Source organism: Sinanaerobacter chloroacetimidivorans (assembly GCF_018128545.1).
Lineage (GTDB): Bacteria > Bacillota > Clostridia > Peptostreptococcales > Anaerovoracaceae > Sinanaerobacter > Sinanaerobacter chloroacetimidivorans.
The window spans coordinates 39828-51876 of sequence record NZ_JAGSND010000025.1; the positions used below are offsets into that span (position 1 = coordinate 39828).

Consider the following 12049-nt stretch of genomic DNA (forward strand, 5'->3'; position numbering starts at 1 on the left):
AAAACCTCCTGGCTGATGCGTCTTACCTTTAACTTACATACTTTATGTTTTCAATAGTGGTGTCCAATGGAATCTTAATAAAAAAAAGAGAAACCATTTTGTCTGGTTTCTCCATTTTATCATATTTTCTGGCTCTTATACTCCTACCGAAGCCAAAATATCCTGTACATAATTCGGGAGTGCAAATGCTCCTTTATGCAGATCCAGATTGTAATATCTGGTGGTCAGCCCGAACTTCTTCCATTCTTCCGGCTTCAAATCCGCAATAGGGTCAAGAGATTTGGATGCGAATCCGAAATACCAATACCCTGATGCATAGGTTGGCGTATTAAATCCAAATACTTTCGCGATAGGGAAGGTCTTTTTGATTTTCGCATGAGCCTTTTTCATCTCTTCTATGTCACCCTCGTAGAAAGCACCTTCGTGCTGATTGATCAGGATGCCATTTTCGGTCAGGATGCGATAGCAGTCCTGATAAAATCCTACCGTAAAGAGTCCTTCTCCAGGACCGGCAGGGTCGGTGGAGTCTACCAAAATCAGGTCGTAGCTTGCATCCGGTGCTTCTTTTACGAATTTTAATCCGTCTGCAAACATCAGGTTTAATCTTGGTTCACTGGTAAAAACGGCTGAAGTGGTAGGCATGTGCTTCTGACAAGCTCTGACTACGGCTTCATCGATTTCTACCATATCTATTTTTTCAATGGTTTTATACCTTGCTACTTCTCTTGCTGTTCCGCCGTCTCCGGCACCGATAATGAGAACATTTTTAATATTGGGGTTTACAGCCATGGCTGGATGACAGATCATATCATGATAGACAAACTCGTCCTTTTCTGTCACCTGGGTGTATCCGTCTAAAACCATAAAAACACCGAAAGTTTCATTTCGAAACATTTCCAGCTTCTGGAATGGTGTTTGTTCGACATGCAAAACTTCATCGATTTTTAAAGACAGTTTTACATCATCATCCATATAATACTCAGAAAACCATAAATCACTGTTTTTTAACAACATATTTCTTTTCCTCCATTTAACATCAAATTTTATCCGGCATGTTTTTGCCGTAGAAAACTTCATCCATTTCTTTTCTTAGTTTCGCTGTGATCATATTAATTTCTTCCGTGGTAATATCATCCACTGAGAAGTTAAAGAAGTAATTATCTAAGTCAAAACTTTTTAGTTTGCATTTTGTATGAAAAATGTTTTCCTGAAATACGTTGACATCGATCATGTAATATTGATCAATCAAATCCTGCCTGATATAGTTCTGGATAGAATTCAGCTTGTGATCAATAAACATTTTCTTTCCGGTAATGTCTCTGGTAAAACCTCTTACCCTGTAATCCAAAGTCATCATGTCTGCGGCAAAGCTTTCAATGAGATAGTTTAATGCCATAAGCGGTGAAATTTCTCCGCAGGTGGATACATCAATGTCCGCCCGAAAAGTGCAGACCCCTCCGTCGGGATGGTATTCCGGGTATGTGTGAACTGTAATATGGCTTTTATCTAAATGAGCCACAACAGAAGGGTTATCAACGGTATTATACTGCTGAACCTCTGACTCCGGAGGTGCGCTTCCCTCACAAATGAGTATGGTAACGCTTGCTCCCTGAGGATCGTAATCCTGAACAGCAATGTTTAAAATTTTTGCGCCTATAATTTCTACAACATTACGCAAAATTTCCGTCAATTTTGCAGCATTATATTGTTCATCGATATATTCAATATAAGCTCTCCTGTCCGCTACGGTTTTTGTGTAGCAGATATCATACATGTTAAAGCTCAAGGTCTTAGTCAGATTATTAAACCCATGCAACTGTAATTTTTCCAATTTAACATTCCCACAACCTTTCTTTTTTGATTATACTTTTAGTACAGTTTATCATTGTAACACTTGTACTACAAAAATGCAATGGACTGCAGCTAATATTTTGGAAGTAAAAGCTGGAATTTTGTCGAACACTTTTGACATGAGATTATAATTACCCTTTTGTGGTATAATATTCTATATAGTAACTACAGGAATAAATGCGGAAAGTGAGGATTTGCAATGACCGATGAAGGATTGAAAAAAACGTTGGGTTTTGTTCTCCGTAATAAAACAATGATCATGTCACTTTTGGAAAGATTCGATGCCTATGAAGTTGAAATGGGGATACTCTCAATTCCCCAGGAAATGGTGAACCGTGATCTGAAAATGCTAATTATGGACAAGACAACCCCTTACCTGGAGGATTATTCGATCTTGATGAATACCGGATCCCTATACCTTGATCTGGAGTTGAATGCCAAACAGCTGGGAAAGATATCAGCAAAATGCATGCTCACCATTGAAGATTTCCGTTTTCAAGGAGAAGAACACAAAATCAGGTTTTCCTACAAAGAAGATGTGAAATCCCAGGGAAACTTTATTCAAAGCATGGCCCTAAAGGCAGCCGGCTTGAAAGGAAACTATCTGGAAACCGCAGCTGAAATGGCCAAATTGGATTTTATACAGGTCGACAAGAATGAAGTCCTGATCGATCTGGATAAAATAGAAGGCATAAAAAAGCTCCCGCCCTCCTTAAGCCTTTCCTATTTAGGCTGTGAAAACGGGAACTTAAAATTGAAGTTTTCGATCTGACGGTGATCCCTTCCGGTGCCTCTTTCGGCTCCGGGAAGGTTCCCCCTTCCTTTCTACCTTAAAAATTCCTCTATGATCTGCTTTTGCAGTTCATAGGAAGTAATAACGTCATAACCGGTCATGGCCATGGCGGCGGCCGCTTTCCGGATTAAATTTTTACCTTCCTCTGTAATGGTTCTCTCAGCAAATTCTCTGGTGTGAATGACCAGATTTTCATCGCCAAAGCCTATCCAAGGATGGATCGAGGGGATCACATGGCTCACATTGCCCATGTCGATAGATCCGATTCCCGCACTGGCCGGACTGATACGATCTTCCCCCAGGTTCATAAGGTTTTTATTATACACCTCAGAAAGTGTTTTATTGGTTCTCATATCGTCAAAAACAGCCTCAAAGCAAGAAATTGTAACCTTGGCTCCTGTGATTCTTTCGGTACCATAGGCACAATCTTCCACTCTCTTCACTGCTTCCATCAGGTTCTTTTTATTGGCTGCCCGGATGTAAAACTTTGCTTCCGTAAAATCGGGTACTACATTGGGAGCTTCTCCCCCTGCCGTAATGATCCCGTGAAACATCACATCTCTTGTCACGTGCTGCCGCAGCGCATTGATGGAATTAAACAACAGAATCACAGCGTCCAGCGCATTAATTCCCTTTTCCGGAGAAGCCGCCGCATGGGAGGCTTTGCCCCGATACTGAAAATTCATAGGATAAAGCGCCATGGATGTTCCGCTTTCCTCTGTAACCGGGCTTGGGTGGGTCATAATCCCAACGGTAATTCCGTCAAAAATACCTTCTCTGGCCATTTGCACCTTTGCACCATTGGTTTCTTCTGCGGGCGTTCCGAAAACGAAGATTTTTCCTCCAATCTCATCTAGAACAGACTTCAGGCCGATGGCCGCTCCCAGAGACATGGAGGCAATTAAGTTGTGGCCGCAGCCGTGTCCAATGCTTGGAAGTGCATCATACTCACAGAAAAATGCTACGGATGCACCTGCTTTCCCACTGTCGTAAACAGCACGAAATGCAGTTTCAAGTCCGCAGATCTTTTCCTCTACCTGAAACCCCCTGTCTTTTAATTCATCAGTCAGGGTTTTCGCGGCAAGGTATTCTTCTCCTCCCAATTCAGGATGTTCGTAAAGGCATTTGCTGATAGAAACAAGGCTATCCAGGTTGTTTTCAATTTCCTTTGTGATTTTCTCTTTCATAGTGAACCTCTTCCCGGTATTAAGATAAAGGGGCTATCTCCAATATAGCTATTTATGATAAGACAGCCGCTGCTTTCGTCTATTAGATTTATTTATTTAATAAGGACCAAGTTTGATCATATCTGCGATAACAACAAATATGCCGCCTATAATCCACCTTATGGCTGCCAGAGGCACGATCCATCGGATCCACTTCTGATATGGATTCCCTTATTTTCCGTACACCTCTTCTTTGTTGACAACGTTAATTCCATTCTTTGCAAGGATATCCGCCGCCTTTTCCTGTTCATCCACCTTTAATACAATATATGGCATTTCTCGTTTTCTCATAACAAATGAATAAATATACTCAATATTTATTTCATTGTCCTTCAATACGGTAAAAATCCTGTTCAGGCTCCCAGGCTCGTCATCAGGTTCCACGGCAAGAACTTTGCTTACCTTTGCCACGAAGCCCTCCTCTTTTAAAACTTCCAATGCTTTATCCGGATTGTTTACAACAATTCTCAGGATTCCAAATTCTGAGGTATCAAAAACAGCTATAGCTCGAATGTCGATATTGTGGGCAATCAGTATATCGGTAAGCTGTGACAGACTGCCTTTTTTATTCGGAATAAAAATTGAGATCTGTTTAATCAACATTATTGTTCCTCCCTCATATCAATGACTCTCTTCGCTTTCCCCTCAAATCTGGCCAGTGCTCTCGGTTCTACCAGATTTACCTTGGCGTCAATTCCCAGAACCGTACGCAGCTGGTTTTTTATTTTGTTATTCAAGCTTTCCAACAGGGTAAAGGATTCCAGAAGATTGGCGTCGATGAGTTCTACATCTACTTCTATTTTATCGAGATATCCTTTTTTAAATACCTTAATTTGATAATGGGGGCCGATACCTTCAATATTTAAGAGCACCTCTTCGATCTGTGAAGGGAATACGTTGACACCGCCCAGGATCAGCATATCGTCGGATCTTCCCTGGATTTTTGACATCCTAACAGTAGTTCTTCCGCAATCACAGGTCTCATAATGCAAGGAAGTGATATCCTTTGTCCGATATCTCAATATCGGAAGCGCTTCCTTGGTTATGGTGGTAATGACCAGTTCTCCGACCTCACCTTCACCTAATACTTTTCCCGTAGCGGGATCTATTATTTCCGGAAGGAAATGATCTTCACTGATGTGCATTCCTTTCAGAGCCTGACATTCTCCGGAAACTCCGGGACCGATCAGTTCACTCATGCCATAGTTTTCCGTTGCAAACAGTCCCCAGTTCTCATTCAGTTCCCTTCTCATAGCCTCTGTGGAACCTTCTCCCCCGAAAAGTCCCCACTTTAAATGCAGATCCTTTTTGGGGTCAATTCCCATCTCCCATGCAACCTCTGCCATATGTAACGCATAGGAAGGAGTACTGATCAGTGTGGTAGTTCCAAAGTCCTGCATAACCATGATCTGCTTCTGGGTATTACCGCTGGACATGGGAATAACAGAGGCACCTACCCTCTCCAGTCCCTGATGCAGACCAAAGGCACCAGTAAAAAGGCCATACCCGAAGGAAATCTGTGCCGTATCTTCATCTGTTACCCCTGCCATGGTAACCAGTCTGGCGATCAATTCGCACCAGGTATCCATATCCTTTCTTGTATATCCTACAACGGTTGGTTTCCCAGTGGTTCCGGAGGATGCATGAAAGCGAACGATTTCCTTTCTGGTTGAAGCAAAAAGCCCAAAAGGATAGGTATCTCTGAAGTCAGCTTTAACCGTAAAGGGCAGTTTCTGAATATCCTCCAGGGTCTTAATGTCGCCGGGTTCTACTCCCGCTTCCTGCAGCTTGTTTTTATAATAAGGTACTTTGTCATATACCCGGTTTACAGTTGCTTGCAGCCGTTCCAGCTGTAATGATCGAAATTCTTCTCTTTGAAATGTTTCTTCCCTGCTCCAGATTTTACTGTCAGTCATTTTCCTGCATACCTCCTAAAGTGTTTCTTTTCTATTATCTTTCCATAAGTCATCAAAACAAGAAAACCGATACCTATCTATGGCAAATAGAAGTATCGGTTCCAATATTCATGCTCCCTATGTCAAAATCGCTACGTTAACTACTTACCTACATTTTTATCATAGCACACTATGCTATGCCTTTCAAGTTCCATATTCGACTTGTCCCGGTATCCCTCAGTTTATCATGCCATTTACCATGCTGCTCTGCTTTTTATGAATTTCATGCATGGCGGCTTGCAGTTGTGTTTTCCATGTCCTGTTGATTCTTATCCATTTATGATCCACCTTCGCTACAATGATCATTATCATGATTTATTTTTATTTTTTCACATTGAATAAAATAGTACTTTATTATGATTCTTATGTCAATCCTTTGTTATTCCTCATATTTTAGAAATTGACTGCATTTATCGGATAAATCTGGTTTATAATAAAAATAATGTGGTATAATTACGGTAAATAATGTTACTTTTGGAAAGGGGATTAAAAAATGAGTAAAGAACAAAAATTTTATCGATGTAAACACTGCGGAAATATTATTACAAAATTATTCGATGCAGGAGTTCCTGTCGTATGCTGCGGAGAGGATATGGCAGAGCTTGTTGCAAATACATCAGACGGAGCGAAAGAAAAACATGTTCCTGTAGTTGAAGTTGAAGGAAATAAAGTAACCGTATCCATTGGAAGTGTTGCTCATCCGATGCTGGAAGAACACCATATCGCATGGGTATATCTGCAGACCAATTCTGGCGGACAGCTTCGTTATCTGGAAGTCGGCGCAGAGCCAAAAGCGTATTTTGCGCTGAGTGACGGGGAAACTGCGGTCACCGCTTTTGAATACTGTAATCTTCATGGATTATGGAAAGCTGATATATAAATCATTGCCGGAAAAACACCCTGGCAAAGGGTGTTTTTCTTTTTAAATTTATGAATCAAAAGGACGGTGAAAAACATGGCAGTTGAATGGACTGATAATTTAGCGGTTGGCGTTGGTGTGATCGATGATCAGCACAAGACACTTTTTGATAAAGCAAACCAGCTCTTCGAAGCCGGTAAAAACAATAAGTCTAAGGAATTCATATCTGAGATGCTTGACTTCTTAGACAAATATACCAAACAGCATTTCCGTGATGAAGAGTCTTACATGAAAAGTATCAACTATCCCGGATATGAGGATCAGAAAAAGCTTCACGCAAATTTTATTATGGAGCTCGATAAATTAAAGAAAGAATACAGCGCTTCCGGCGGAAACATTATTGTGATTCTCAATGCAAATCAGATGGTGGTGGATTGGCTGCTGAAGCACATATCAATCGAAGACAAGAAAATCGGAATCTACGCGAATAACAGAAATCGTTAAGGGTCCAATACTTAAACAAAAAACTTGCCTGGAAGCAGCCCGGTAAGTTTTTTATTGTAATTACAGCCTTCCAAAATACATTGTTATGACGTTTTTGGGGCAGACATCGGCACATTTCCCGCAGAGAATGCATTCCGAATTTTCCATATTCTTTTCCGTTACCATTTTGTTCACTTCAAGGCTCATAGGACAGGCTTTCCTGCAGCTACCGCATTGTACACAATTCTCCTTTTTGGATTTTAACCGAATAGACGGCAGATTGATCCAATTGCTGATCTTCCTTCCGATTATCATAAAGGGGCTCATCCAACAAATATAATGGCAAGTCGCTCTTTTTCCAAAAATAAGAGACAGCAGTAAAAACAGCAGAAGGACTCCATAATAAATTATGTACGCATAGATATTGCTGACAGAAATCCCATGATCCATGGCGAAAAAGTATTCTACTCTTTTGTAACCGCCCGCTAGTAGGGCCATGACAAATATAGTAATCAGCCATGGAACCCAGATAACAAATTTCAGCAAGTTCAGCTTGCCCGTTTTCGGTTCTTTATCATTTACCTGAAAGCACAATTCCTGAAAACTTCCGCAGGGCATTACCCATCCGCAGAAAGCCCTCCCCACAAACAGTGAACCAAACAGGAAAACAGCAAATGTGAAGAAGCTTGCAGTAATCATTCCCTGAGATGCACCCCAAATAATTAAATAAGGGGAAAAATAGAACTGTGTAACCGGAAACAGCAAAAATGATAATAATAATATCAGATTTCTTATTCTTTGTCTTTTTTTCATCGGCCTCCTCGGCCCTCCTTCCATGAGAGTCATCTGATTTTTATACTTTTTAAGTAACTTTCATTTCTATTTTAGCACGAAATTGTACAATTGTCCTAAGGGTCTTTATTTTCTTTTCCTGGATAGATTTAATATCGTCAACCCATAAAAAAGGATGGCGGAAGCAGTTAAGATCAGTATGCTCAAAAGCGGCGTCAAAGTCTCTCCTCCAAATTGATAGGTAACTCCCATGGATTCTTTGAATTGGTTCACATAATCAGCCTGAATATTGGAGAAGGAAACATTGAGGGGCTTCTCCATGATGATCTGGCGGAATAGTACGGCAGCATGAGAAACAGGAAAAATCTTTATGAAAAACTGTACTGTTTCGGGCAATGTACCAATTGGGAGATAAATTCCTGTGATAAAACCAATGAGAGTACCGATAATGGTGCTGGCTGCGGCAAAGGCATTCTGGCTATAAAAAAAGGAAACGATAAAGCTTACCAATGCCGTATTGGTTGCCGCCGACAGTAGTATCAGCAGAAAGACCTTGAACATTGAGACAGCGCCAAGAAGCTCCCCGCCGTTCATCAGGATATACAACTCTGAGAAGACGAAAGTGATCAGACTCATTATGATTCCAATGATGTAAGCACTTGCAAAATATCCGCCGGTAATGCTCCTTCTTTTCACGGGTGCTGCATAGAAATCCATATTTGTCTTTTTTGCTCTATCCTCCACCATGATGCCAAAAGCGCCCATGGTAGAAGTTACTGTGGTTACAGCCATAAGACCTGCGATCAGCCAACTGTCCATTAAAGTTTCGGCATCTTTAATCTCAGGCAGATCTTCCATCCAAACATCACCTAAAAATAAAGCATATAACCCTATAATAATAAGCACTGCAAGCAAAGAGAAAAAAACAGCACTCTTGTCCCGGAAAAACAATAACAAATTTCGTTTTGCAAAGGTAATCATTCCCGTAACTCCTTTCCGGTAATGCCGATGAAAGCATCGTCCATGGTTCCTCTTACAACTTCGAAGCCTGTAATTGAGTCCCTGCATTTTTCAAGAATCGGAAGCGCTGAAATCGTTGAAGGTATTCGTATTTCTAACTGGTCTGCCATTTTCACATAACCAAGATGTAATTGATCTAAGATTTCTCTTACTTCTTCTTCCCGTGAGCAAAAAAGACGAAGCAGATCTTTAGCATACTGTTCCTTCAACTCAGACGGTGAACCTTTTGCAGCAATTTCGCCTTTATCAATAACAATGATGTAATCCGAGCCGGCCGCTTCCTCCATATAGTGCGTAGTCAGAAATATGGTCATCCGCTCTTCTTCTTTCAGTTTTAATATGGTATCCCATATGCTTTTTCTTGTTTGGGGGTCCAGCCCTGTGGTGGGTTCATCTAAAAATAAAATTTTCGGAGTATGAATGAGTGCTCTCGCGATATCCGCTCTTCTTCTCTGTCCGCCGGAAAGCTTCCCATAAGGACGATCCAGAAACTCTACAAGCTCCGTTATCCCTGCTGCATTTCGAACTGCCTGATGTATTTTTTCTTTTCCCGACATGTAGAATCCGGCTCTGAGGCTTAGATTTTCTCTTACGGTAAGCAATGGATCAAGCATATTGTCTTGAAATACGACTCCTATCTCTTTTCGGATCTTATCATCCTCTCTTCCTAATTCCTTCCCATCAATGATCACTTCTCCGCTGTCGGAAGCCAATAAGGTGCACAGGATATCGATGGTTGTGGATTTGCCGGCTCCATTGGGACCTAAAAACGAAAACAGCTTTCCTGTTTCCACATAAAAGCTTAGATTCTTTACCGCTTCAAGATCTCCGTAATTCTTTCTCAGATTTCTTACTTCAATTATTTTGCTCATATACTAAAACTCCTTTCGATGGTGTCAGTATATTGACTCTGACCGCTGTTTTCAACATGCTGCAGCTATCCTGAACCAGGTAGAGGGTAAGCTGCAAAATAAAAGCGGTAAGCTGCATTAGCCTACCGCTCAATTTATAACTAAATTTCGATTCGCATCATATATTTTTCGATTCGCATCTTATTCCTTCCGTTCTTTATCCATACTTTGGCCACTTAGATTATGAAACTCCCCCAGCTTTCGATTTAATAAGTCCGCCATTTTTCGATCATTTTGAAAGGCTAATACTTTTACGCCTAAATAGACAGCAGTAACCAGTAGGAAAAAGACCACAGGCTGAAGAATATTCCCGGTGGCGATCCATCCCCAGGAGTAACCTACAGTAAACAAAATTAAAAGTATAATAGAAAAATGTATCACCTGTCTGGTCAGCATCTGACGCTTATTTAGCTCCTTTTCGGAATAGAAAATGAAATGGGGTAGGGACGACATTATACCAAGCGAAATAATATTCCAGAAAAATTCAACGGGGAACAATTCTTCAGGATAAAAGGCCGAGCAGAAGATAGCTACGGAAATAACAATACCCGCTGTAATGACAAAGAAATCACGAATCATTAATTTTAACAGTTCTTTAAATGACATAATTCTCTCTCCTTTCTGTCCCTTATACTCTTAATTTTTTCTTCAAATCCGACACATACTGTCTGGATATAATGGTTTTCTCACCGTTGTCCAGAGTGGCCTCGAAACGACCGCTAAAAGCAGGACTCAGGTATGTTATTTTCTTTATATTCAATATGACAGATTTTGCAACTCTAAGAAAGTCGCTGTTGGAGAAGACTTCTTCAATTTCATATAACTTCAGTTTTGATTCATAAACTTTTTCCTTACAATAAATAAATACTTTATTATCGACAGCTTCAAAATAATAAATGTTCATAGGATTGATTCTATGAATATTGCTGTTCTCATATCCGATTACCATCTGCTTCTGTGTTTTAATAGCGTTAATAAGCTGAAGAATCTCACTGCTCATCTGCCTGCACCGGATGATGATCTCTTCTTCGCCCTCGCTGTTCGGTTCTTCAATAATGATTTTCATCTTTATTCACCTCGTGCTTACTGATGGAGATTCGTAAATTCAATGACTGTATATAAACAGCATAACATGCGGTTTTCTCTTACGCAACCCGCCCTTTTGGGTTCAAGTCCCTCTTTTATGACAATAAAAAAACACCCTACATTCCTTCAGGTGTTTTCTGTGGTGCGCGCGGAGGGACTTATACAGCCACTTCGTGTCTGCCGTCCTGCGCCATCTTCGTGGCTTGGACCGCCAACCTAAAAACAGTCCGTGGACTGTTTTCTTAACGGTAGACGCCCTTTTGGGTTCAAGTCCCTCTTTAATGTTAATAAAAAAAACACCCTACATTCCTTCAGGTGTTTTCTGTGGTGCGCGCGGAGGGACTTATACAGCCACTTCGTGTCTGCCGTCCTGCGCCATCTTCGTGGCTTGGACCGCCAACCTAAAAACAGTCCGTGGACTGTTTTCTTAACGGTAGACGCCCTTTTGGGTTCAAGTCCCTCTTTAATGTTAATAAAAAAAACACCCTACATTCCTTCAGGTGTTTTCTGTGGTGCGCGCGGAGGGACTTATACAGCCACTTCGTGTCTGCCGTCCTGCGCCATCTTCGCGGCTTGGACCGCCAACCTAAAAACAGTCCACGGACTGTTTTCTTAACGGTAGACGCCCTTTTGGGTTCAAGTCCCTCTTTTATGACAATAAAAAAACACCCTACATTTTTTCAGGTGTTTTCTGTGGTGCGCGCGGAGGGACTTGAACCCCCACGGTCGCCCGCTAGATCCTAAGTCTAGTGCGTCTGCCAATTCCGCCACGCGCGCATATAATTTGGTGACTCCACCGGGAATCGAACCCGGGTTACCGCCGTGAAAGGGCGGTGTCTTGACCGCTTGACCATGGAGCCTTATTAAAAAACCGGCGACGTCCTACTTTCCCAGGCAGCTGCCCGCCAAGTATCATCGGCGCAAAGGAGCTTAACTACTGTGTTCGAGATGGGAACAGGTGTAGCCTCCTTGCTATAGTCACCGGATCTTGAGGTGTGTACCCTCAAAACCGAACAATGTCAAAATATCTATTCTTACTTGAAACCATTGGTCAAGCGTTCGACCTATTAGTA

General features: G+C 41.4%; 14 protein-coding genes, 2 tRNA genes and 1 rRNA gene. 3 read left to right on the plus strand and 14 right to left on the minus strand.

What is annotated here, in order from left to right:
* Positions 1-135 precede the first annotated feature (135 nt).
* Together speE and speD are read right to left on the minus strand one after the other, a co-directional pair.
* The gene (gene speE / locus KCX82_RS21205; protein WP_227020469.1) at positions 136-1014 is read right to left on the minus strand and encodes a polyamine aminopropyltransferase; all 879 of its coding nucleotides are present in this window, start codon (positions 1012-1014) and stop codon (positions 136-138) included.
* 22 nt (positions 1015-1036) lie between these two features.
* The gene (speD, locus tag KCX82_RS21210) at positions 1037-1831 is read right to left on the minus strand and encodes an adenosylmethionine decarboxylase (RefSeq protein WP_227020470.1); all 795 of its coding nucleotides are present in this window, start codon (positions 1829-1831) and stop codon (positions 1037-1039) included.
* Between the two features lie 219 nt (positions 1832-2050).
* Between speD and KCX82_RS21215 the strand changes: the two genes are divergently transcribed.
* Positions 2051-2623: a hypothetical protein gene (locus KCX82_RS21215; RefSeq protein ID WP_227020471.1), complete on the plus strand. Its 573-nt coding sequence runs from the start codon at positions 2051-2053 to the stop codon at positions 2621-2623.
* A 53-nt stretch (positions 2624-2676) separates the two neighbouring features.
* Here KCX82_RS21215 and KCX82_RS21220 read toward each other — a convergent pair whose 3' ends face one another.
* The 4 genes from KCX82_RS21220 to KCX82_RS23075 form a co-directional block, all read right to left on the minus strand.
* The gene (locus KCX82_RS21220; protein WP_227020472.1) at positions 2677-3831 is read right to left on the minus strand and encodes a M20 family metallopeptidase; all 1155 of its coding nucleotides are present in this window, start codon (positions 3829-3831) and stop codon (positions 2677-2679) included.
* A 210-nt stretch (positions 3832-4041) separates the two neighbouring features.
* Complete coding sequence (locus KCX82_RS21225) at positions 4042-4473, minus strand: ACT domain-containing protein (RefSeq protein WP_227020473.1); 432 nt, start codon at positions 4471-4473, stop codon at positions 4042-4044.
* Positions 4473-5786: a phenylacetate--CoA ligase family protein gene (locus tag KCX82_RS21230; protein ID WP_227020474.1), complete on the minus strand. Its 1314-nt coding sequence runs from the start codon at positions 5784-5786 to the stop codon at positions 4473-4475. Before KCX82_RS21230 ends, KCX82_RS21225 begins: the two co-directional genes overlap by 1 nt.
* Before the next feature lie 216 nt (positions 5787-6002).
* A complete protein-coding gene (locus tag KCX82_RS23075; RefSeq protein WP_264373353.1) occupies positions 6003-6137 on the minus strand; it encodes a hypothetical protein in 135 nt (44 codons plus the stop codon).
* A 181-nt stretch (positions 6138-6318) separates the two neighbouring features.
* Between KCX82_RS23075 and KCX82_RS21235 the strand changes: the two genes are divergently transcribed.
* Both KCX82_RS21235 and KCX82_RS21240 read left to right on the plus strand, forming a co-directional pair.
* Positions 6319-6705, plus strand: coding sequence for a desulfoferrodoxin family protein (locus KCX82_RS21235; protein ID WP_227020475.1), 387 nt, complete (start codon positions 6319-6321; stop codon positions 6703-6705).
* A 75-nt stretch (positions 6706-6780) separates the two neighbouring features.
* Entirely contained in the window at positions 6781-7188 is a 408-nt protein-coding gene (locus tag KCX82_RS21240) for a bacteriohemerythrin (protein ID WP_227020476.1), read from the plus strand.
* 60 nt (positions 7189-7248) lie between these two features.
* On the opposite strand, the gene KCX82_RS21245 is transcribed toward KCX82_RS21240, so the two are convergent.
* The 8 genes from KCX82_RS21245 to rrf all read right to left on the minus strand — a co-directional run bounded on the left by KCX82_RS21245 (position 7249) and on the right by rrf (position 11962).
* Complete coding sequence (locus tag KCX82_RS21245) at positions 7249-7980, minus strand: 4Fe-4S binding protein (protein WP_227020477.1); 732 nt, start codon at positions 7978-7980, stop codon at positions 7249-7251.
* A 105-nt stretch (positions 7981-8085) separates the two neighbouring features.
* Positions 8086-8940 carry an ABC transporter permease gene (locus tag KCX82_RS21250; protein WP_227020478.1) on the minus strand — a complete coding sequence of 285 codons (855 nt, stop codon included), beginning with the start codon at positions 8938-8940 and terminating at the stop codon, positions 8086-8088.
* Complete coding sequence (locus KCX82_RS21255) at positions 8937-9851, minus strand: ABC transporter ATP-binding protein (protein WP_227020479.1); 915 nt, start codon at positions 9849-9851, stop codon at positions 8937-8939. Before KCX82_RS21255 ends, KCX82_RS21250 begins: the two co-directional genes overlap by 4 nt.
* Before the next feature lie 180 nt (positions 9852-10031).
* Positions 10032-10496, minus strand: a complete 465-nt coding sequence (locus KCX82_RS21260) for a DUF3021 domain-containing protein (RefSeq protein ID WP_227020480.1) — start codon at positions 10494-10496, stop codon at positions 10032-10034.
* Between the two features lie 22 nt (positions 10497-10518).
* A complete protein-coding gene (locus KCX82_RS21265; RefSeq protein WP_227020481.1) occupies positions 10519-10956 on the minus strand; it encodes a LytTR family DNA-binding domain-containing protein in 438 nt (145 codons plus the stop codon).
* A 714-nt stretch (positions 10957-11670) separates the two neighbouring features.
* Positions 11671-11753: transfer RNA gene (locus tag KCX82_RS21270), tRNA-Leu, on the minus strand.
* Positions 11754-11761: 8 nt separating this feature from the next.
* Positions 11762-11836: transfer RNA gene (locus KCX82_RS21275), tRNA-Glu, on the minus strand.
* Positions 11837-11845: 9 nt separating this feature from the next.
* Positions 11846-11962: ribosomal RNA gene (rrf, locus tag KCX82_RS21280) — 5S ribosomal RNA — on the minus strand.
* Between the last annotated feature and the right edge of the window lie 87 nt (positions 11963-12049).

What these genes read in the sequence shown, in the direction of transcription:
- speE (WP_227020469.1), bottom strand. Translation starts at nt 1,014, where the DNA reads ATGTTGTTAAAAAACAGTGATTTATGGTTTTCTGAGTATTATATGGAT.
- KCX82_RS21215 (WP_227020471.1), top strand. Translation starts at nt 2,051, where the DNA reads ATGACCGATGAAGGATTGAAAAAAACGTTGGGTTTTGTTCTCCGTAAT.
- KCX82_RS21220 (WP_227020472.1), bottom strand. Translation starts at nt 3,831, where the DNA reads ATGAAAGAGAAAATCACAAAGGAAATTGAAAACAACCTGGATAGCCTT.
- KCX82_RS21225 (WP_227020473.1), bottom strand. Translation starts at nt 4,473, where the DNA reads ATGTTGATTAAACAGATCTCAATTTTTATTCCGAATAAAAAAGGCAGT.
- KCX82_RS21230 (WP_227020474.1), bottom strand. Translation starts at nt 5,786, where the DNA reads ATGACTGACAGTAAAATCTGGAGCAGGGAAGAAACATTTCAAAGAGAA.
- KCX82_RS23075 (WP_264373353.1), bottom strand. Translation starts at nt 6,137, where the DNA reads ATGATAATGATCATTGTAGCGAAGGTGGATCATAAATGGATAAGAATC.
- KCX82_RS21235 (WP_227020475.1), top strand. Translation starts at nt 6,319, where the DNA reads ATGAGTAAAGAACAAAAATTTTATCGATGTAAACACTGCGGAAATATT.
- KCX82_RS21240 (WP_227020476.1), top strand. Translation starts at nt 6,781, where the DNA reads ATGGCAGTTGAATGGACTGATAATTTAGCGGTTGGCGTTGGTGTGATC.
- KCX82_RS21245 (WP_227020477.1), bottom strand. Translation starts at nt 7,980, where the DNA reads ATGAAAAAAAGACAAAGAATAAGAAATCTGATATTATTATTATCATTT.
- KCX82_RS21250 (WP_227020478.1), bottom strand. Translation starts at nt 8,940, where the DNA reads ATGATTACCTTTGCAAAACGAAATTTGTTATTGTTTTTCCGGGACAAG.
- KCX82_RS21255 (WP_227020479.1), bottom strand. Translation starts at nt 9,851, where the DNA reads ATGAGCAAAATAATTGAAGTAAGAAATCTGAGAAAGAATTACGGAGAT.
- KCX82_RS21260 (WP_227020480.1), bottom strand. Translation starts at nt 10,496, where the DNA reads ATGTCATTTAAAGAACTGTTAAAATTAATGATTCGTGATTTCTTTGTC.
- KCX82_RS21265 (WP_227020481.1), bottom strand. Translation starts at nt 10,956, where the DNA reads ATGAAAATCATTATTGAAGAACCGAACAGCGAGGGCGAAGAAGAGATC.